The sequence below is a fragment of the Lewinella sp. LCG006 genome (assembly GCF_040784935.1).
Classification (GTDB): domain Bacteria; phylum Bacteroidota; class Bacteroidia; order Chitinophagales; family Saprospiraceae; genus Lewinella.
The window spans coordinates 5597128-5616459 of record NZ_CP160680.1; the positions used below are offsets into that span (position 1 = coordinate 5597128).

Annotated in this window: 9 protein-coding genes; 4 read left to right on the plus strand and 5 right to left on the minus strand. The window is 48.4% G+C overall.

The window, feature by feature from the left end; translation table 11 throughout:
• Positions 1-223: 223 nt before the first annotated feature.
• Positions 224-505, minus strand: a complete 282-nt coding sequence (locus AB0L18_RS20275) for a hypothetical protein (RefSeq protein WP_367389147.1) — start codon at positions 503-505, stop codon at positions 224-226.
• Positions 506-764: 259 nt separating this feature from the next.
• On the opposite strand from AB0L18_RS20275, the gene AB0L18_RS20280 reads away from it, so the two are divergent.
• The gene (locus AB0L18_RS20280; RefSeq protein ID WP_367389148.1) at positions 765-3464 is read left to right on the plus strand and encodes a valine--tRNA ligase; all 2700 of its coding nucleotides are present in this window, start codon (positions 765-767) and stop codon (positions 3462-3464) included.
• Positions 3465-3734: 270 nt separating this feature from the next.
• On the opposite strand, the gene AB0L18_RS20285 is transcribed toward AB0L18_RS20280, so the two are convergent.
• The gene (locus tag AB0L18_RS20285) at positions 3735-4175 is read right to left on the minus strand and encodes an FKBP-type peptidyl-prolyl cis-trans isomerase (RefSeq protein WP_367389149.1); all 441 of its coding nucleotides are present in this window, start codon (positions 4173-4175) and stop codon (positions 3735-3737) included.
• Positions 4176-4296: 121 nt separating this feature from the next.
• Positions 4297-4512 carry a DUF2892 domain-containing protein gene (locus tag AB0L18_RS20290; protein ID WP_367389150.1) on the minus strand — a complete coding sequence of 72 codons (216 nt, stop codon included), beginning with the start codon at positions 4510-4512 and terminating at the stop codon, positions 4297-4299.
• 162 nt (positions 4513-4674) lie between these two features.
• On the opposite strand from AB0L18_RS20290, the gene AB0L18_RS20295 reads away from it, so the two are divergent.
• Positions 4675-5160 (plus strand): MarR family winged helix-turn-helix transcriptional regulator, encoded by a 486-nt coding sequence (locus tag AB0L18_RS20295; RefSeq protein WP_367389151.1) that lies wholly within the window; start codon positions 4675-4677, stop codon positions 5158-5160.
• A gap of 297 nt (positions 5161-5457) precedes the next feature.
• Here AB0L18_RS20295 and AB0L18_RS20300 read toward each other — a convergent pair whose 3' ends face one another.
• The gene (locus AB0L18_RS20300) at positions 5458-6315 is read right to left on the minus strand and encodes an RNA polymerase sigma factor RpoD/SigA (protein WP_367389152.1); all 858 of its coding nucleotides are present in this window, start codon (positions 6313-6315) and stop codon (positions 5458-5460) included.
• Positions 6316-6655: 340 nt separating this feature from the next.
• Between AB0L18_RS20300 and AB0L18_RS20305 the strand changes: the two genes are divergently transcribed.
• Positions 6656-8323: a formate--tetrahydrofolate ligase gene (locus AB0L18_RS20305; protein WP_367389153.1), complete on the plus strand. Its 1668-nt coding sequence runs from the start codon at positions 6656-6658 to the stop codon at positions 8321-8323.
• Positions 8324-8499: 176 nt separating this feature from the next.
• The gene (locus AB0L18_RS20310; protein WP_367389154.1) at positions 8500-10074 is read left to right on the plus strand and encodes a hypothetical protein; all 1575 of its coding nucleotides are present in this window, start codon (positions 8500-8502) and stop codon (positions 10072-10074) included.
• Between the two features lie 273 nt (positions 10075-10347).
• Here AB0L18_RS20310 and AB0L18_RS20315 read toward each other — a convergent pair whose 3' ends face one another.
• Positions 10348-19233, minus strand: a complete 8886-nt coding sequence (locus tag AB0L18_RS20315; RefSeq protein WP_367389155.1) for a gliding motility-associated C-terminal domain-containing protein — start codon at positions 19231-19233, stop codon at positions 10348-10350.
• Positions 19234-19332 lie beyond the last annotated feature (99 nt).

Here is a 19332-nt window from a genome sequence, read left to right on the forward strand (position 1 = left end):
AGAAGCTTCGGTTATTGGAAAATCACACTTGTAAATGTAGTGGACACAGATGGGCAACAACCTGCAATTTTTACCAATTACGTAGCTGTTTTTCACAAAGAAAGGAGTGACGGGCGCATTGCTTTTTATATAAACCAACACGGGCCACTCCCGTAAACGAGAGCGGCCCGATCTTGAAGGGTTTCTCAGACCTTCGAGTTGCGAAAATAATCAATTGTACCGACTATTTCGCCATTGCCTTGCGAATCATGCCAATTATTGCCATGACAATACCGCCACCAACACCGCCACCAGCAATACTACTGAGGATACTGGTAAGGTCCATACTGCCGCTGCTGGCTGCCATGCCCAACATGCCTAATACCTGGCCTCCTAAGCCACCGCCAAGAATACCCGCAAGGGAATTGCCCAAGGTGCCTAAGGAACTTTCCTTCATCAAAGAACCGGCTACGTTGCCACCAATAGCACCACTTACTAGCTGAATGATTAATGGTAGAATGCTCATTTTTTTTCGTTTTGTTTTGTGAATAAGCTCAATCAAAAAATATAATCTTAAAAATAATAATTAATGACGAATAGTGTTTTCCTGAGTCGCATTTTGTTTTATCGTACCTGGAACTTAATCCTTGTCTATAGACCTTGTTTTTGATAGGATAAAGCGGTTTTGCACTGCTTTTTAGCGAGGCAAATCCGTATCTTTGCCCAACTTTTTCTTATAGCTTTAGATATCCCGCTGAAGGCGAGGGTTTCTACAAAAAATGAACATGAGTTTACCGAAGCATTATTCCCCACAGTCCGTCGAACAAAAGTGGTATGACCACTGGATGGAGCAGAATTATTTCCACAGTGAACCTGATGAGCGTGAGCCCTTCAGCGTGGTCATTCCTCCGCCCAACGTCACCGGCGTGCTGCACATGGGACACATGCTGAACAATACCATTCAGGATATCCTGATTCGGAAAGCTCGCCTCGATGGCAAAAACGCTTGTTGGGTACCGGGTACTGATCACGCGTCTATTGCTACGGAAGCCAAGGTGGTACGACTCCTGCGCGAGAAAGGCATCAAGAAAAGTGAGATTGGCCGTGAAGAGTTCCTCAAACACGCTTTTGCCTGGAAAGAAGAATACGGCGGTATCATCCTTGATCAGCTCAAAAAGCTGGGAGCTAGCTGCGATTGGGAGCGCACCCGCTTTACCATGGAAGATTCCCTGAGCGAAGCCGTTGTAAAAGTATTCGTTGACCTTTACCGAAAAGGTCGATTGTACCGTGGGCTGAGAATGACCAACTGGGATCCGGAAGCACTGACGGTATTGTCAAATGAGGAAGTTATTCATGGTGATGAAAACTCCCGTCTTTACCACGTTCGCTATCAGGTAGAAGGCACCGATGAATACATTGTTATCGCTACCCAACGCCCCGAGACGATCATGGCGGATACCGGTTTGGCCGTTCACCCCGATGATGAACGCTACAAGCATCTGCACGGTAAGCGGGTAATCGTTCCCTTGGTAAATCGCGCTGTTCCGATCATCACCGATACTTACGTTGATCTGGAATTTGGTACGGGTGCCTTAAAGGTAACGCCTGCCCACGATCCAAATGATTACGACTTAGGTGAAAAATATGGCCTCGAAGTGATTGATATCATCAACCTGGATGGTACACTCAACGAGTTGGCACAATTCTGCGTAGGCCAAGACCGCTTTACTGCCCGCAAGAATATCGGCAAAATACTGGAAGAAGCAGGTGCTTTGGTAGGTACGGAAGATTACCGCACCCGCGTAGGTCGCTCTGAGCGCACCAACGCCGTGGTAGAGCCGAAACTGACCTTGCAGTGGTTCTTGAAAATGGATGAGTTTGCCTCTACAGCACTGGAAGCTGTTCGTTCGGAAGAAGTAAAATTCTATCCCGAGAGCATGTGGAACATGTACAACAGCTGGCTCAAGGAAGAAAACGTACGCGACTGGTGTATCAGTCGCCAGCTTTGGTGGGGACAGCGGATTCCGGCATGGTATTACGAAGAACACGTTTTCGTTGCCCATAATGCCGAGGAAGCTTTGGCGCAAGCCAAAACAGCTACTGGAAATGATGCCCTGACCATCGCCGACCTCCGCCAGGATGAAGACGTAGTAGACACCTGGTTCTCTTCCTGGCTGTGGCCAATTTCGGTTTTTGATGGTTTCCAATCGCAGGAAGAACTCAAATATTACTATCCTACCAATACCCTGGTGACGGGTTGGGACATTATGTTCTTCTGGGTAGCGCGCATGATCATGGCCGGTTATGAATACGCTCCAGAATTGTTGGGGCCAGACCATCCGATCATGCCCTTCAAGGATGTTTACTTTACCGGAATGGTAAGGGACAGCAAGCGGCGCAAGATGTCGAAATCACTGGGGAATTCTCCTGATGCGTTGAGCTTGATTGACACTTACGGAGCTGATGGCGTTCGTTTTGGAATGCTCTCTTGCTCCTCTGCTGGTAACGATATCATCTTCGATGCGCCAATTGATCCTCAGACGGGCGAAGCCCTCAATGAGAGCAAACTCTGTGAGCAAGGGCGCAACTTCTGTAACAAGATGTGGAATGCCATGTCCTTGATCATTGGCTGGGAGGTAGACTCCAATGCAGAGGAAGATCCCATCAGTGCAATGGCCAGCACCTGGCTGGAAAGCCGTTTGGCACAAGTAAACAAAGACGTTACTCGTCTCATCAGTGAGTATCGTTTGGATGATGCCATTATGGAGCTGTACAAGTTTATCTGGGGTGACTTCTGCTCCTGGTACCTGGAGATGATCAAGCCTTCCGACGGTAAGATGAACCCACAGACCTTAGAGCGTTCGATTGCTGCTTATGAGCAAATGATGATTTTATTGCACCCCTTCATGCCGTTCGTGACGGAAGAGGTTTGGCACCGATTGAGAGATCGCGCTGCGGGCGAGGATTGCTGTGTAGCCACTTGGCCTACTGCTGGTGACTTTGATGCTGATCTGATCGCAAGGGTAGATTTGGCCAAAGAAGCGGTAGTGAAAGTACGCGAGACCCGCTCTTCCAAAGGGATCAAAGGGCGTGAACCACTCAAGATGCTGACCACCATCGGCAGCCCGGGTGAGGCCTTGGTAAAGGATGCAGGCTTGCGGGCCGCCATCGAAAAAATGGCCTACCTGGAGTCGCTACAAGCCGTGAAAACCGAGCCGGAAAATGCCATCGGTTTCCTCGTTGGAAACGATTCATTTTACCTGGAACTCAACCAGGAGATTGATACGGCGGCCGAGTTGGAAGAAAAGGAGAAGGAACTGGCTTATCTGATTGGCTTCGTGGCCTCGGTAGAGAAGAAGCTAAGCAATGAGCGTTTCGTCAACGGTGCCCCCGCGGAGGTAGTGGAACGTGAGCGTAAAAAACTGGCGGATGGTAAAGCAAAAATAGCCAGCCTTCAGGATGAGATAGCACGATTGAAAGGGTAGGCTGAACTTTGGCGCAGCCTTTCATTAAGGCTTCACACATCAGTACCTTCTATACGCCTCGTCGTCATTCGCATACTAGGGCAAATGCATGAATTTGCCCTAGTGGATCAACTGGTAAGTATCGTTACATTAAGTCGACTTCAGTGTGGTGCAGAACAAGTAGGCGGAAGTCGTTCATAGCCAAAGCTATGGGTGGCTTTCGACTAGGTAGTTCAGTACCACGATGGCTAGACTTGGGTGTAACAGGACTTGCTGGTTGATCCACTATTATCACCCCACCGAAGCAATCTCCACATAAAAGATAAGATCACTATGGGGCGGAATGCCTTGCCCACGCCCGTGAGCACCATACCCTAATTCGGAAGGAATAAACAGCGTGGCTTCATCACCCCAACGGAGGAGGGCAATGGCTTCGTCCCAACCTTTGATGACTTCCCCCGCGCCAAGGATAAAACGGGCACCCCGGATATTGCCAAAGGATTCGTCAAAAACGGAAGCTTTCTTTTGCAGTAGGCCCACGTAGTGAACCTCCACTTTTTGGCCCACTTTGGGGGCAATCCCTTCACCGTGTTCATGTATGATGTAACCCAAGCCCGAAGGCGTAAGGGTAATATCAAGCTCACCGTTGAGGTATTCCTCGCGGACTTGTTTCGCGAAAGCGATGCGGTCGGCCGATCGGGCGCGTAGTTTGGCTTTGGTTGGTCTCTTCACGGCTTATTAATTCTTCTGCATAGCTGAAAAACTGAGGCATAGGGTAAATTCATGAATTTGCCCTATGCCGAACAAAACGTAGTGTTTGTAGCGCCAATACCAGCATGGCCCAACACCCAACTTATCCCTTCGTTTTATCAACAGGACAAGTGCTAAGGCCAAAAATAGTATATAACGGGCAAAAACTCACAAAGCTGGTCAGTACGAATACCGCAGCAAGCACCAGGAGGACAATGCCTAAAGTACCTGTGAGCGTTCCCGTAAAGTAAAGTGCTGCAATAATGATGGCGACGATTACCCGGATGCCGCGATCGATGTTGCCCATGTTCTTTTTCATCTTGTTAAGTTTTAGTTGTTTTAAGGTACAACTAAAGATAGGGGCCCTACAATCGTAAGTCAGTGATGATTGTCACTGAAACTGTTGATTATCAGGAATGCTGTTTACCCCCAACCCAATAATTCCTTATTTTGGGGTTTTATTCAAACCACCATTCTGTCAATGAAATATTTAGAGATACTCGTCAATTTGAGAAAAATTATTCGTTCCATTAACCTGGAGAGTAAGCGTATTGAAAAGCAATTTGGCGTGAGTATTCCACAATTAATGAGCCTGCAATATTTGTCGGAACAACAAGCAAACAAAGCTACCGCGTCCCAGTTGAAACAGCACTTGAAATTGAATGCCAGTACCATGAGTGGGATTATCAGTAGGTTGGAACAAAAAGCATTGATCGCCCGATTGGCAAACCCTGAAGATCGCCGTGCTACGTTTATTACGCTCACAAGTAAAGGGGAGGAGTTACTTCAGGACCCTCCCACAACACTGCAAGAAAAATTGACGGCGCGTTTGAGTAAGCTATCCCCTGAGCGCATTGACAGTTTGAACGAGCATATCGATCTGTTGGTCCAGATCATGGATGCTGAAGAATTGGATGCTTCTCCTATCATGACGACAAATGAAATTGGTAAACAAAATGCCATTTAGTTTCTATAGGAACTATTTTTTGACTATCTTTGGCATGTTCAATGAATATCAATAAAAATATTTTCATGCAAGATCAGCAGAAAGATGCTAACGCTAAGAATTCAGAAACACTACGCGCCGCTCACCGAGAATGGAAAACAGCCAGAAGAAAAAGAGAATGTCAGGACTATTCCTACATGTTCTATTGGGAATCTGTAACTTCCTGCTCTGCGCTTTAAAAGGCCATGTTACTAGACCTAAAAAAAGCTTCCGTGCAAACGGAAGCTTTTTTTGTGTCGTGAGCACAAGCTCTGCTGATTACATAGCTGGTTGTAAATCCCGTGCTCTGATACGCAGCTTACGGATCACTTTGTTCTTGATTTGCCGCACCCGCTCGCGGGAGATGCCAAACTGCTCACCAATGTCATCCATTGACATAGGGTGGTTTTTATCTATACCATAAAACATGGCGATAATCCTCGCTTCCTGCGGACTCAGTTTAGACAACAGCATTTCTACCTGCTTTTGTTGCGATTCTAAAACGGCCAAATCATGGTCAGGGCTGGGGGTATTGTGATCCTGGAGCAAGGTCACCAGGGTCGTATCTTCCCCATCTTTGATGGCTGAATCAATAGAGCGGCATTTTTGAGAATACTCCATGCTTTTACGCACCTTGTCTTCCGAAAAACCAGTATTGTAGGCAATTTCAGCTACACTAGGTTCGCGCTCGTTTTCCTGTAAAAGCTGAGAATGCTCTTTCTTGATTTTGGTAGAAAGCGCATGATGATTGAGCGGAATTCTTATTTTTCTTCCCTTCTCATTAATGGCTTGAATGATCGACTGGCGAATCCACCACACGGCGTAGGAGATAAATTTGAAGCCACGGGTAGTATCGAATCGGCGGGCTGCCTTAATCAGTCCTATGTTTCCTTCGTTAATCAGGTCACCGAGGTACAATCCCGTATTTTGATATTGCTTGGCCACGGATACAACAAAGCGGAGATTGTGTTGTACGATCTTAGAAAGTGCGTTGGGATCGCCAGCCTGATAGTTTTCAAAAAGGGCCACCTCTTGGTCGGGCGTCAATACGTCATGCCTGGCTATTTCCGTAAGGTATTTTTCAAGTGATTTTTCGTCGCGTCTGGTAATTGAACGTTCTATGGTTAATGCTCGCATTAAATTGTTTTATATGAAGTAATGATGGGGTGACTAACCCTTTATTATACGAAAAACTTTCCATAGAAACTAATTTTTCGAACACTTTCTTTAAATAAGGTTTGTTTTAGAGCAATACCTTCTCCCCACTAGAAAGTCGGGACGCCGTGCTCCCAGACTCCGCCTTTCACACTGTCTTCGATGTATCAAAACGCTCCGCAAACACGAGACCATCCGCAAACAGCACCCTTGTCCTCTTTCGGAAGAGGAGTGCCCAACCCTTACCCAAAAACGGCCACAAACAGATTTGTACTACCAACCGGATTGATTACCTTGGTGTGCCTAACCAAAACCAACCACCATGACAGATCTGGACATCGCTCGCCAGGTAACCCTCAAGCCAATTACAGAGATCGCCAAAAAAATGGGCATTGGCGTAGACGACATTGAGCAATACGGAAAGTACAAAGCCAAACTCCCACTAAACAAAATTGATAAAGAACGCGGCAAAGCCAGCAAGCTGATCCTCGTTTCCGCCATTTCACCCACGCCCGCCGGAGAGGGCAAAACGACCATGTCCATCGGTCTTTCAGAGGGACTGAACCGTTTGGGAAAAAAGACGACCGTAGTCCTACGAGAACCTTCCCTTGGGCCAGTCTTTGGCATCAAAGGAGGCGCAACGGGCGGCGGCTTCTCGCAGGTGCTCCCCATGGAGGACATCAATTTGCACTTTACGGGCGACTTCTCCGCTATCGAAAAAGCACACAACTTACTGTCGGCCATTATTGACAACAACATCCAGAGTAAGACCAATACGCTGGGGCTGGATGCCCGCACGATTTCCTGGAAGCGGGTGATCGATATGAATGACCGGGCGTTGAGACACATCATCGTTGGGCTGGGAGGAACCGGTTCAGGGATACCCCGAGAAACGGGCTTTGACATTACTGCTGCTTCCGAAATCATGGCGATTCTGTGCCTGTCGGAGGACCTGATGGACCTGAAAAGAAGATTGGGAAATATCTTCGTCGGCTACACCCTCGACAAGCAACCCGTTTACGCCCGCGACCTCAAGGCAGAAGGAGCCATGACGGCACTACTCAAAGACGCTATCAAACCCAATCTGGTACAAACCATCGAAGGCAACCCGGCCATCATTCACGGCGGGCCTTTTGCCAATATCGCGCAGGGCACCAATTCTGTTATCGCTACCCGCATGGGCATGTCCTTCTCCGACTATACGGTCACCGAAGCCGGTTTTGGCTTTGACCTCGGTGCCGAAAAATTCTTCGATATCAAGTGTCAAAGTGCTGGCCTTTCTCCCAGGGCGGTTGTACTGACCACTACCATTAGAGCACTTAAGTACCACGGCGGTGCCAAGTTGGATGCGCTCACGACCCCTGATCTGGAAGCCCTGGCCAAAGGCATCCCCAACTTGGAGAAACACCTCGAAAACATCAAGCAGTTCAATGTCCAACCCGTCATCGCCATCAATCGGTTTACGACGGATACCGATGAAGAAATAGCCTTGGTACAAAAGGTAGCCAAAGACTTGGGCGTTGCCGTTGCCGTCGCCGAAGTATGGGCCAAAGGCGGAGAAGGCGCACTGGATTTAGCCGCCAAAGTCATCGAAATCGCCGAAGCAGCCACCACGGATTTTACACCCATGTACGCCTGGGAATCTTCGGTGGAATCCAAAATCGAAACCATCGCCACCAAAATCTACGGTGCCGAACACGTCGATTACAGCGCCCAAGCCAAACGCGATTTGCGCACCATCAGCAACCTGGGGCTGGATCACCTAGCGGTTTGTATTGCCAAAACGCAGAAATCCCTCTCGGACAATCCAAAGCTCCTGGGCCGCCCCAAAGATTTTATCATCACGGTCCGCCAAATAGAAATCGCTGCCGGCGCCGGCTTCCTCATCCCCATCACGGGAGATATCATGCGCATGCCCGGCCTTCCTGCACACCCTTCCTCCGAGCGTATTGATATTGATGGGGAGGGGAATATTAGTGGGTTGTTTTGATGTTTTTTACCAAGGGAAACTCATGAAGGTTCTTCGTTCTTCAGGGAATGGGTCGTACCCGCCATGAATGACGGGGAACCAACATTTAAGCCACTAATTTGTGACACACTTAGAACAAATGCTTTACTTACGGTGATGATTCTTGATGCCATCACCGTGATTTTATCCCTTTGCTCATGAGCAGAATCCTACTGACAAGTCTGTTTTTATCTATGCTGTACTTCTCCAGTGAAGCCCAAAACACCTTCAACAAGCAATACTATTTTGATGGTATTGCAGCTATTGGGAATGGTGTTCATGTTACGGATAGCTGTTATTATATTTCTGGTTTAGTGGTCGATACAATTGCTGATGGCGTATATGACGGTTTGATGTTTGGCAAATTAGATTTAGAAGGGAACCTACAGGAGTATTCGCTACATCTTGATTCTTTGTCAGATTATGAAAATTGGAATACACCTTTGTTGTTTAACGATAATGCTTTTACATCCGTAGGTTTTGGAAAAGACTCCTTTACTTACCTATACTGGTTACGCTTAGATAATAACGGCGAAAAAATTGACGAAAAAAAGTATCGAAGTCCCTTTAGTCCAGATGACTGGTTTATTCATCCATACGGAGTTGAGTACTCTTCCCTGGACAAACGATATTATATCGTGTCGGATGTGGGGTATTATCTACCTAGTGGCGTGCTTAACGGAGAATTTAGTGTTTTATGTTTAGACAGTATGGGTAATAAATTGTGGGATGAAACCTATGGAAACTCATGGATGGATACGCCTTTAAGCTTAATAAGTTTATCAGATTCAACAATAGTAATCGGCACATCCCTGTCAAACTACAACTTAACTTTTCTTAATAAAATTTATCAAACTCAATTGGTTGCAATCGATACTAGTGGTCAAGTCCAATGGACTTGGACATCTACAAGTCAAATACAACAAGGTGCCAATGATATATTGATAGAAGAAGATGGTGATTTAATTGTAGCTAGTGCCGGAGGATTTCTAGAATATGTGAATGCTGCTACACGAATAATGCTTTGGGATCGAGGATTAATATTTAAACTAAATGAAAACAGAGAAACAGAGTGGGAATGCGAGTTTACAGAGCCAGGGGCTACATTTGAAAACAGGTTAACAAAAATTATTAAAGCTGCCGATAATTCAGGCTATATAGCAGCAGGACAAATGAGAGTATGGTTGAATGAAGACGATGCTAGTTTGTTAGGTTGGCTGGTAAAAGTAAGTCCCGAAGGAGACAGCTTATGGAGTCGCAGGTTATTTTACTACGAACAACCCGACAGCATCGAATACGAGCACCATATTCACGATTTGCAAGCTACTCCTGATGGAGGCTACTTTATGAGTGGGTATACTTTAGATCGGGCCGCAGGAGCTACGCCGCCCCGTCAACGAGCCTGGTTTATCAAAGTCGATAGTGAGGGCTGTCTCATTCCTGGCTGTGGCTTGGTCGATACAGAATCTCCAAATGAGGAAGGGCCCGCCTTGCTCATCTACCCCAATCCAGCCGACCAGTATCTCAACATATATCTGGGAGATAATAGCGGTCAGGAATGGACGTTTCTGGTGCTTGATGGTGTAGGTCGGCAGTTAGGTCGTTATGAAGCTCCACTTGGGCAAACGACCTATATGGTGCCAGTGGGTAATTATCCGGCAGGGGGGTATTATTTACAGGTGGTAGATGAGCTGGGAAAGAGGTTGAAAACTTATTCTTGGGTGAAGGGGTAGGTGCCGTTTTGCCTTTCATACATTTACACGAATTGGGAGGATTCTGCTGCCAAATCCACCATTGCATTGCAGCGCAAACACCACGAACACATTTCATAAAAAGCCCGAAAATCCGTTTAATCCGTTCCATCCCTGCCTGCTCGGCCTGCCTGCTGCAGGCAGGCTGTGCCTCACGGGCAGGCAGGCGTGTTCTATCCTGTTGCTAGTGACTGCGTTCTGGCTGCCACCCCCCATTTGCATAAATACATTTATGCATTTACACGAACAGGAGGGTTACCTCAACAACACCACATCCCCCTTCAAAATCACCACCTCGCCGCTGATCAATCTAACCTGAGCAAAGTAAACAAAGACGGCTGGGTTCATCACCTCTCCGTTCAGTTTACCATCCCAGCCGTAGAGGGGATCATTGGGTTGGAATGGCCCTTCTATATAGACCTGATTACCCCAGCGATCAAAGATCTGGAAGCTTTCAATTTCTGCGACACCATGGCCCGCAAAGATCATCAGCTCATCATTGGAGCCATCACCATTGGGGGAAAAGGCCGAAGGAATGTAGACGTTGATATCCTGCTCCACAAAAATGCGGATGATATCACTCACGGTACAGCCATTGGCATCCATCATCTCCAGTTGGTAAATCGTCGTTTCCGTAGGTGCGGCGTAAGTCACAAAGGTATCGGGTTGGCTCAATCCTTCGGTAGGTGTCCATGTCCAGGAGGCAGGGATAAAATCATAGAGAGGGTCGATCAGCACACTGTCGCCCAACTGGATGGTCTCATCACCGCCCAGCTCTAATTGTAGGAGTTGCCCTTCTGGAATACCAGCACTTACCGTAATTTGACAGTCATTGACATCCTGGATATAGACCGTATAACTTCCCGCGGCCAAGTTGGGTAAAAGGGTAGGGAAGGAGCCAGAATTACTGTAGAACTCATTGTCGAGGCTGTACTCATAAGGCGCGACGCCACCAAAGATGGTATCAATGGTAATACTACCGGTATTGCTGCCAAAACAACCCGCAGAAGCGCCAAAAAGCGTGGCTTCAATGGGGGCAGGTGCTGTGATTTCGATGTTCTCTACCTGCGTACAACCTGGTGAATCGGTGACCGTAACGGAATAACTTCCCGCTGGCAAGTTGTCGATGCTAGAAGTTGTGGCATTATTGCTCCACGTATATGTAAAAGGCCCAATTCCAGACAAAACGTCTACGGTCAAAACGCCGTCTTGCTGACCGGCACAACTGATGCCCGTTCCACCACTACTGTTAGAAATAGCTACATCAATCGCCAGATTGCTGGAACGAATCAATCGCTGATTATCCAGGATCGTTACGGGGCAGCCACTGGCACTGGTTACGGCATCAAGGTCAATAACGACGTCATTGCCGTTGCCTGCTCCAATATTTATATCGTAAGTACCTTCGTTGAGGTCGTTCAATACCAAAGTGAAGCCCGTAGATGCCGATAGGGAAACATCAAATTGATCATTCCCAAGAAGGGTGAATGTCGCAGGTAATGCCTGGTTGCCACAAATCACCGTATCTGCTTCCAGGCTGGCAAATAATTCCGGACGGAAAGTGGTCGTGACAAAAATCGTTGAGTCACAGCCATTGGCCGCAGCATTTTCCAAGATGACAATGCCACTAGTGTTGAGTGCATCAAAGGTTTGGCTGCCAACGGTCAAGCTTTCGCCAAAACAAAGTAAGGTGTCTAAATTGCTTAAGCTACCAGGAAGGAACATTAAATCAACGACGATGGTAGAATCACAACCATTGCTACTAGCGCCAGGAAGCACGACCGTACCACCAGGGTTGGCCGCATTGAAAATACTATCTCCAACCATGATTTCTTCCCCTGCACAAAGCGTACTGTTCAATAGGCTTTCTGCGGGAGGGAAGGTACTCAGGTCTACTTGCACCAGGGAATCACAGCCACTGCTGGCACCGTTGGGGATCAAAATGTCATAAAGACCAGCGCTCCGCAGGATGCTATCACCGACCATCAATGAATCTCCTGGGCAAAGGAAGGAACTGAAGGTATTGGTGGCCAGCGGGATAAGGTTGAGGTTGACTAGAATCAGAGAGTCACAACCATTAGCGGCCTGATTAGGTAATTCCAGTATATCCGTAAGTCGATTCTCATCAAATACTTCTCCCGCAATAATTAGGGTGTCACCCGCACAAAGATCGCTGTTGATGTTGTTGATGCCCGCGGATAGTTCGGTGAGGTTGACGGTAATGGTCGAGTCGCAGCCATTGCTACTGGCATTGTCCAGTACAACGATGCCGCTGCTGTTGCCGACGAAGAAGGACATTCCTCCGTAAGTGACAGTGTCTCCCGGGCAGATATTATCTTCTATCAGCAAGGTACTCGCAGGGAAGAAGCTGAGGTCTACGACCACGGTACTGTCACAGCCGTTGCTCGCTGCACCCGTCAAAATCACCTGGCCACTTGGATGGTCAAAGTCAAAAACTTCTCCGCCCACGGTGACGCTGTCTTCTAGGCAGATGGTGGTCGTCAGGTCACTCATCGGATTAGGTTGACCTCCCGTGATGGTCGTGGTAGCGATGGCCACACAACCCGCATCACCCGTGACTGTGACCGAGTAGTCCCCCGGCGCAAGGTTGGTAATTTGTTGGGTGACCGCCATATTGCTCCAGGTAAAGCTATAAGGCATTGTTCCTCCGCTGGGGAGCGCTGTAGCTATACCATCATTGGCTCCTTCACACTGCTCGTTGGTGGTGTCGATGCTTAGCGCAAAAGTACAACTGCCATCCACCAGCGTCGTCTGGCAATCTACGGAGCAAGTTCCGTCGCTGATCGTAATGCTGTAGGTGCCAATGGGGAGGTTGCTGATGGGCGTTATTCCAGGTGTGATCGGCAGGGTTCCCATCGTACCGTTACCATTGTCGTAGGTAAGGGTGAATGGGCCACCCGGGCCACTGGTAAAATCGATGGTAATGACACCATCACTTGCCGTCGCACTGCTAGGTTGGGTCGTGGCCGTACAGCTGTAAACAATGGCTGTCGGCTCGGTAAGGGTGATCATGCCAGAAGTCACACAATTGCTGTTGTCGGTCACCGTCACACTGTAAATTCCAGCGGCTAAGCCAGTCTGATCACCATTTGGTCCTTGACCATTTAAAGCACTATTGTTCCATACGAAAGTGTAGTCTGGCGCTCCGTTATTCAGTTGAATATTAATGGTGCCATCAGAAAAACCATTACAACTAGGATCAGTTCCCGCCAGGACGATGCTAAAGTTGCAGGTGTTATTTTCCGTAAGGACAAAACCACAAACTTCCTGACAGCCATTGCTATCTTCTACCGTCACCGTGTAAGCACCAGCGCTCAGGTCGGTAATAGGGAAAGTTCCTGGGGTGTTGAAGGTAGCCGTACCCATTACCGGACCATCCCAGCTAATGGTATAAGGAGGGGTGCCGCCCGATAGCACGACATTCACCCCACCATCCGTACTGGTGGAGGTCGTAGGTTGGTTGACTTGAGAACAATTCAGGAAGATGGCCGGAGGGTCAACCAGCGTGAGACTCGTCGTTTCGGTACAACCCGCTGCATCGGTCACCGTCACTTCGTACAGCCCTGCCGCAACGTTGACGTGATCTTCCGTGCCATCAAAAGCATCCACGTTCCAGTCGATACTTACGATGGGCGAGCTGCTGTCGATGAATAAATCCAGGCTGCCAGTAGCGGTATTGGCACAGTCGGGGTTGGTGCCTTGGAGATCTAAAGTCAAGTCACAAGTCGTCGCATTTAGGGTGGCCATACAGCTTGTGGTACAGCCATTGCCATCTTCTACCGTAATGGTGTAGCTGCCTGCACCAAGGTTGTCGATCAGGAAATTCCCTGCCGTCAGCAGGTTGCCAGTGCCGTTGGTAGGGCCGGTCCAGCTGATCGTATAAGGTGCCGTACCGCCGCTCGCATTGAGGTTGATGCTGCCATCTGTTGCGCCGGCATTGCTCGGGTTGGTTGTTGCCGAACAGTCGAGCACAATTGCCGGAGGAGAAGGGACCAGAAAGTTCAAGGTTCCTACACAACCTGCGGCATCGGTCACCGTTACGCTGAGCGAAATCCCAGGAGTAAGGCCCGTAGCTGTATTCATTCCATCAAAAGTATCATTGCTCCAGTTATAGGTATAGTTGGGTGTTCCATCTTCTGGTGTTACCGTTACGCTGCCGTCAGCGCTGTCACTACAGCTTGGAGGGGTGCCATTCTGGCTCAGCGTAAGGGCGCAAGGCGGTACTTGCAAATCTACGCTACAACTTGTGGTACAGCCATCGGGGTTGGTAACCGTAATTTGGTAGATACCCGGCGGCAGGTTGTTTTGCGTAAAGCTATTCGCAGGCATTGCATTTTCAGCAATGGTACCATTGGTTCCTGCACCGTCATCATACGTAACGGTGTAGGGGCCTCCGGGGCCATTATTTACGGTAATGGTTAAAGCACCATCGGTAGCTGCCAGACCAGACGGTAAGTTGGTAGCTGCACAGTTGATGGTATAAGCAGCCGGATCAGTCAGCGTAATCATTGCCATTTCTACACAGCCTAGTTGATCAACGACGGTGACGGAATAAGTGCCCGCCTGGAGATTGTTGGCAGTGGTTAAGCCATCCAAATTATTATCGTTCCAGTCGATAGCGGTGATCATCTGACTACTGGTAATTTCCAGATTCAGGGTCCCATCAGCAGATCCGGCACACAGCGGATCATTGCCCGTAAGGGTAAGGCTTAGGTCGCAAACCGGATCGATGACAAAAGCACAACTCTGGCTACAGCCATTTTCATCCGTAAGGGTAAAGGTGTAAGCTCCAGGTGGCAAAATCGCGGAGTCCCAGGTTCCTGGATTGTTTTCGGTAAAACTGATGTTGATAGGGCCCGCCAGATCCAAAAGATAGAAAGGGGTGCCACCACTGTAGGTGAAGGAATAGCTTCCTGGCCCACTTCCTTGCCCCATTGCATTAGCCCGACAATCGAGAAGTAGTGGAGCGGGATCAGCAATCGTCGCCGTTTGCTCGGCTGTACAGCCATCCATATCCGTGATGGTGAGGGTGTAGGTACCAGGAGAGAGGCCGTTGAGCTGGTCGAGCCCGTCGTATTGGTCATCAGACCAATCGTATTGATAGTTGGGTACACCATTGTTGATAATGACGGTGATGCTGCCGTCGTCAGCACCAGTACAACTTGGGGCTAAAGCATCCAGCGAAAAGTTGAGGGTACAAGTGGTTGCCTCAATGGTGAACAGACAATCAGTTGTACAGCCATTATCATCGGTAATAGTGATGATGTAATCACCTGGTGCCAGATTGTCGAAGACATAACTGTTGGGGCTTAGATTGCTTAAACTTGCGTTGACGGGTCCCGTGAGTATTGCTTCATAAAGAGGTGTGCCACCACTGACGTCGAAAGTTACTTCCCCATCATTAGCGCCCGCCGAAGTTTCGTCATTGACCACCATACAGAAGAGGTCAATTGCTGTAGGGGCAGCCAGGTCAATGTCGGCAAAGGTTTCACAGCCATTCCCATCCGTGAGCGTCAGGGAATAAAATCCAGGAGAGAGTCCGGTCAGTACCTGCTGGCCATCATAGTTGTTGTCGTTCCAATCAAAGGAATAAGGTGTCGGACCTGTAACCGTTACGGAAATGCCTCCGTCGGCGCTATTATTACAAGTAATGGTATTGTCCAGGTTGATGCTTGCCTCTGGCAAATCCAAAACGGTAAGGGTCACCTCAACAGTTGCTGAAATACAGCCATTATCGTCGATCGCAGCGTAGACAATATCGCTACTGCTGGTGTAGTTGCCTGGTGTGCCAATGGGGTTGTTACCCGCCTGGTCGGTAAACCAGAGCACCGTAATTCCTGTATTTCCATTGACGGCCTCATCTGCTTGGGTGAGGTCGAAGGTAGCTTGCCCAGTACCCTCATCACAGGCTTCCAGGCTGGTCGAGTTGGGGGTGTTAAGGCTGCCAACTGTGAAGGTCGCCGAAGGGCCGGGAGCCAGTGTGAAGGTACAGCCTGAGGTGGAGGTTATTTCGTCGATGCTGAATGTGGTGGTTTCCGTTACCGAAAAACTCAGCTGCGAGAAATTGGTAATCCCGTTATAAGTAGAAACACTTGTGCCATTGGCATCTGTAATAAGGAGGTCAAAGTCATAAGCATCCCCATTAGGCAAGGAAAACGTAAGGGTGACCGTTTCGGGGTCACAGCTACTGGTGATGTCAAGGCTAAAGTCAACGGGGGCAGGGGCGGATTCTACGATTAAATCTACTTCTGAAGGAGCTGAAAAACAGCCGCCTCCTGCGTCTATCACGGCATATACCGTGCTTGAACCTGAAAGATAAGCTCCAGGGTTGAGAATTTCGTTGTTAAGGCCCGGGTCTTCGTAATATTGGACTGTACCGCTCTGTCCGTTGAGGATGGTGTTTTCGGCGTCGGTAAGGTCAAAAATGGCTTCCCCGTTTTGGTTACCACAAGCTTCCAGAATAGCATCTTCGGCGGTAGGAACTGCTCCCCCGATGGTAATGGTAGCACTAGTTACCGGAGAAAGGCTAAAGGTACAGTTGGGCGGATTGGTATCGTCGCTGATCACGAAAATTTCAAACGTCGTCGTTTCTGTTACCGGGAAAGTAAGCGTACTTCCATTAGAGATACCCGAGAAAAAGGAGGTAGAACTACCGCCACCATCGGTAATAAACAGGTTGAAAGAATAGTCGATGCCAGGAGGAAGGGTGAAGATCAGATCAACGTCGGTGGGCCCACAGCTTTGGGTCTGGTCAAGGGTGATGTCCACGATCGACGGTGGTTCGGCCAGGAGTAAGTCAACTTCAACTGCTTGTGATTCACATCCGCCGCCGCCATCTACGACTGCGTACACGGTTGTTGCGCCAGAGATGTAATTCTGAGGATTGACGATAGGAATGGTCAGGCCCGGGTCTTCAAAAAAGTCGACAGGCAAGCCTGTGGAACCATTGATTTCTTCGGTAAGGAGGTTCAAGTTGAACGTACCGTCGCCATTGAGATCGGGGCAGGAGGTTTGTGAGGCCGGAAAGGCGTCCGGAGCATCACCAACTGGGATAATGTACTCAATGGGCATAGGAAGACTGATCGGACAGAAGGAAGGGCCAGGCCCAGTGACACTGTTGAGTACGAAAATATAAGTTTCGACAACACCAATGATGAAGGGAGTCTCCCCGTCTGTGCCAATGAAGTCACCAGTGCTAACTGCTCCAATACTCTGTGGTCCAAAGCTGACATTGAAGGTGTAGTCTCCCGGTGGAGCGTTGGGGGTATTGAGGGTCATATTAATGACCGTCGGGCCACAACCTGAATCAGGATCGAAGCTTAGGAATACATCTGCGGGGTCAATGGTAATCAAACTGAGGGTTATTTCCGAAGGAGCCGAAATACAGCCCGCGCCATCATCAATCACTGCGTAGATCGTACCTGTGCTGGAAGGGTAATTGTTAGGATTTAGGATTTCATTGTTAAGCCCTGGGTCTTCGTAAAAAATTACCGTACCTCCCTGGCCATTTAGAATGGTGTTTTCTGCTTCGGTTAGGTCAAAGATACCTTGCCCAGAACCATCGTCGCAAACTTCGAGGCTGGCGTCCTGGGGAGTAGGGCCACTGTCTACAATCAAATCGAGTTCGGCAACAGAGATACAGCCTGCATTGTTCTGGACACTGGCGTAAATGGTAAGGTCAGAGGGTGTCGTTACAATACCCGTAATCGGGTTGTCTCCGGTTCCCGCATCGGTGGGGTTACTATGGTAGGAAACGGTCAGGCCAGGATTACCTCCTGTAAATTGATTATCAGCATCGCTGGGCGTGAAAGTAGCTACTCCATTGCTGCCGATACAAGCCATGAGCATGCCATTGTTAGGATCAGGATATTCGTTGAGGCTGATGGATACGGGGACGATGTTACTTTCACAGGTGCCATCGGTTACCGAAGCGTAAACGGTGGTTTGGAAATTACTGATAAGAGTAAACAGATCACCAGGATCAGTAGGATCCAGCGGATTATTCCCCGCCATATCAAAGAACCAGTTGACGGTAAGACTGGGGTCAAAGTTGGTAAGCTCATCGAGGATATCATCCAGGTTCAGGATTTCGCCGGAAGGGGGGAAGAGGCTGTAGCAGACGATGAGTGGGGAGGGGGTATTGATGGTGGTGGGAGGGGGGGCGTTGACTACTACTGTAGTGGTAGCAAAACACCCATTATCAGCGTCATCCTGAACAACAATGTTGTAAGTACCCGCCATTAAGCCAGTGAAATTTCCAGATGGCTGGAAGCTATTACCATTGTCAATGGAGTATTCAAGATCTCCACTAAGTCCACTTCCAGAAGCATCAATGGAGATTTCTCCGTCGTCGCTGTTGCTACAGGTAAGGTCTACGGTTGTTACATCGTTAATGTCGATCATGCAGCTACTCTGGCAAACAGCTGGTATAGGAATCCCATTGTCAATAGCTTCCTGTTCAGTATAGCAAAGGATGGTGATGTTATCAATTTGCATCCATTCACCCGTTGCCCACATGGACATGGTAATAACAATGTTTACATTGCTAGGATCAGCTCCTGGTTGATTTACGCAAAGTGGATCAGATTCGGCAGAACCAGACGCCGCTGCATTACAATCAAGCCCCAACACAACATTGTCATCAACTACACTGCCGCTGTTGATCTCCCAAGCCAGAAAGTCCCAGCAGTTATTACAGTCAGGATTTGATATAGCTTGACTAACTTCTCCATTACAGTAAGGTGGGCCATTAAAAGGGCATTCCTGAGCACATTCCAGATTGCCTGAACCGACATAACCTAGCGAGTTATAGTCAAACTGAAAGGTCACCAGTAAACAACCTGTTGCATCTATACCGCTTACTGTAAAAAAAGCTGGGCCATTTGTATCTTCTCCGCGTAATTGTCCATTTTGGGTCTCAAAAATATCTCCTGGAGGTATACAGGAAGGGCAATTGGTATTCCAGGTGTAGCCCTCCGCACTCGTTCCGGTCGTTGCCCCATTGTACTCCGGTCCGGCCATCGGTTCAAAATCTTCCGAAAAAATTACAGTCTGACTGTAAATGAGGCTGACGGAAAACATCAGGAAAAAAAGAGGGGAAATAGTACGCAAAAATATCATGCAATCAGCATTTTAGCGGTTTGGAACAACAGCGCTTCAACAGTGAAACGCTTTTTGGGCATGGCAAAATAATAGACAGACGGTTGCTTTACGAGTAGG

Bases quoted from the DNA above. Each gene is read 5' to 3' on its own strand.
- AB0L18_RS20295 (WP_367389151.1), top strand. From the start codon at position 4,675: ATGAAATATTTAGAGATACTCGTCAATTTGAGAAAAATTATTCGTTCC.
- AB0L18_RS20290 (WP_367389150.1), bottom strand. From the start codon at position 4,512: ATGAAAAAGAACATGGGCAACATCGATCGCGGCATCCGGGTAATCGTC.
- AB0L18_RS20300 (WP_367389152.1), bottom strand. From the start codon at position 6,315: ATGCGAGCATTAACCATAGAACGTTCAATTACCAGACGCGACGAAAAA.
- AB0L18_RS20305 (WP_367389153.1), top strand. From the start codon at position 6,656: ATGACAGATCTGGACATCGCTCGCCAGGTAACCCTCAAGCCAATTACA.
- AB0L18_RS20275 (WP_367389147.1), bottom strand. From the start codon at position 505: ATGAGCATTCTACCATTAATCATTCAGCTAGTAAGTGGTGCTATTGGT.
- AB0L18_RS20315 (WP_367389155.1), bottom strand. From the start codon at position 19,233: ATGATATTTTTGCGTACTATTTCCCCTCTTTTTTTCCTGATGTTTTCC.
- AB0L18_RS20280 (WP_367389148.1), top strand. From the start codon at position 765: ATGAGTTTACCGAAGCATTATTCCCCACAGTCCGTCGAACAAAAGTGG.
- AB0L18_RS20310 (WP_367389154.1), top strand. From the start codon at position 8,500: ATGAGCAGAATCCTACTGACAAGTCTGTTTTTATCTATGCTGTACTTC.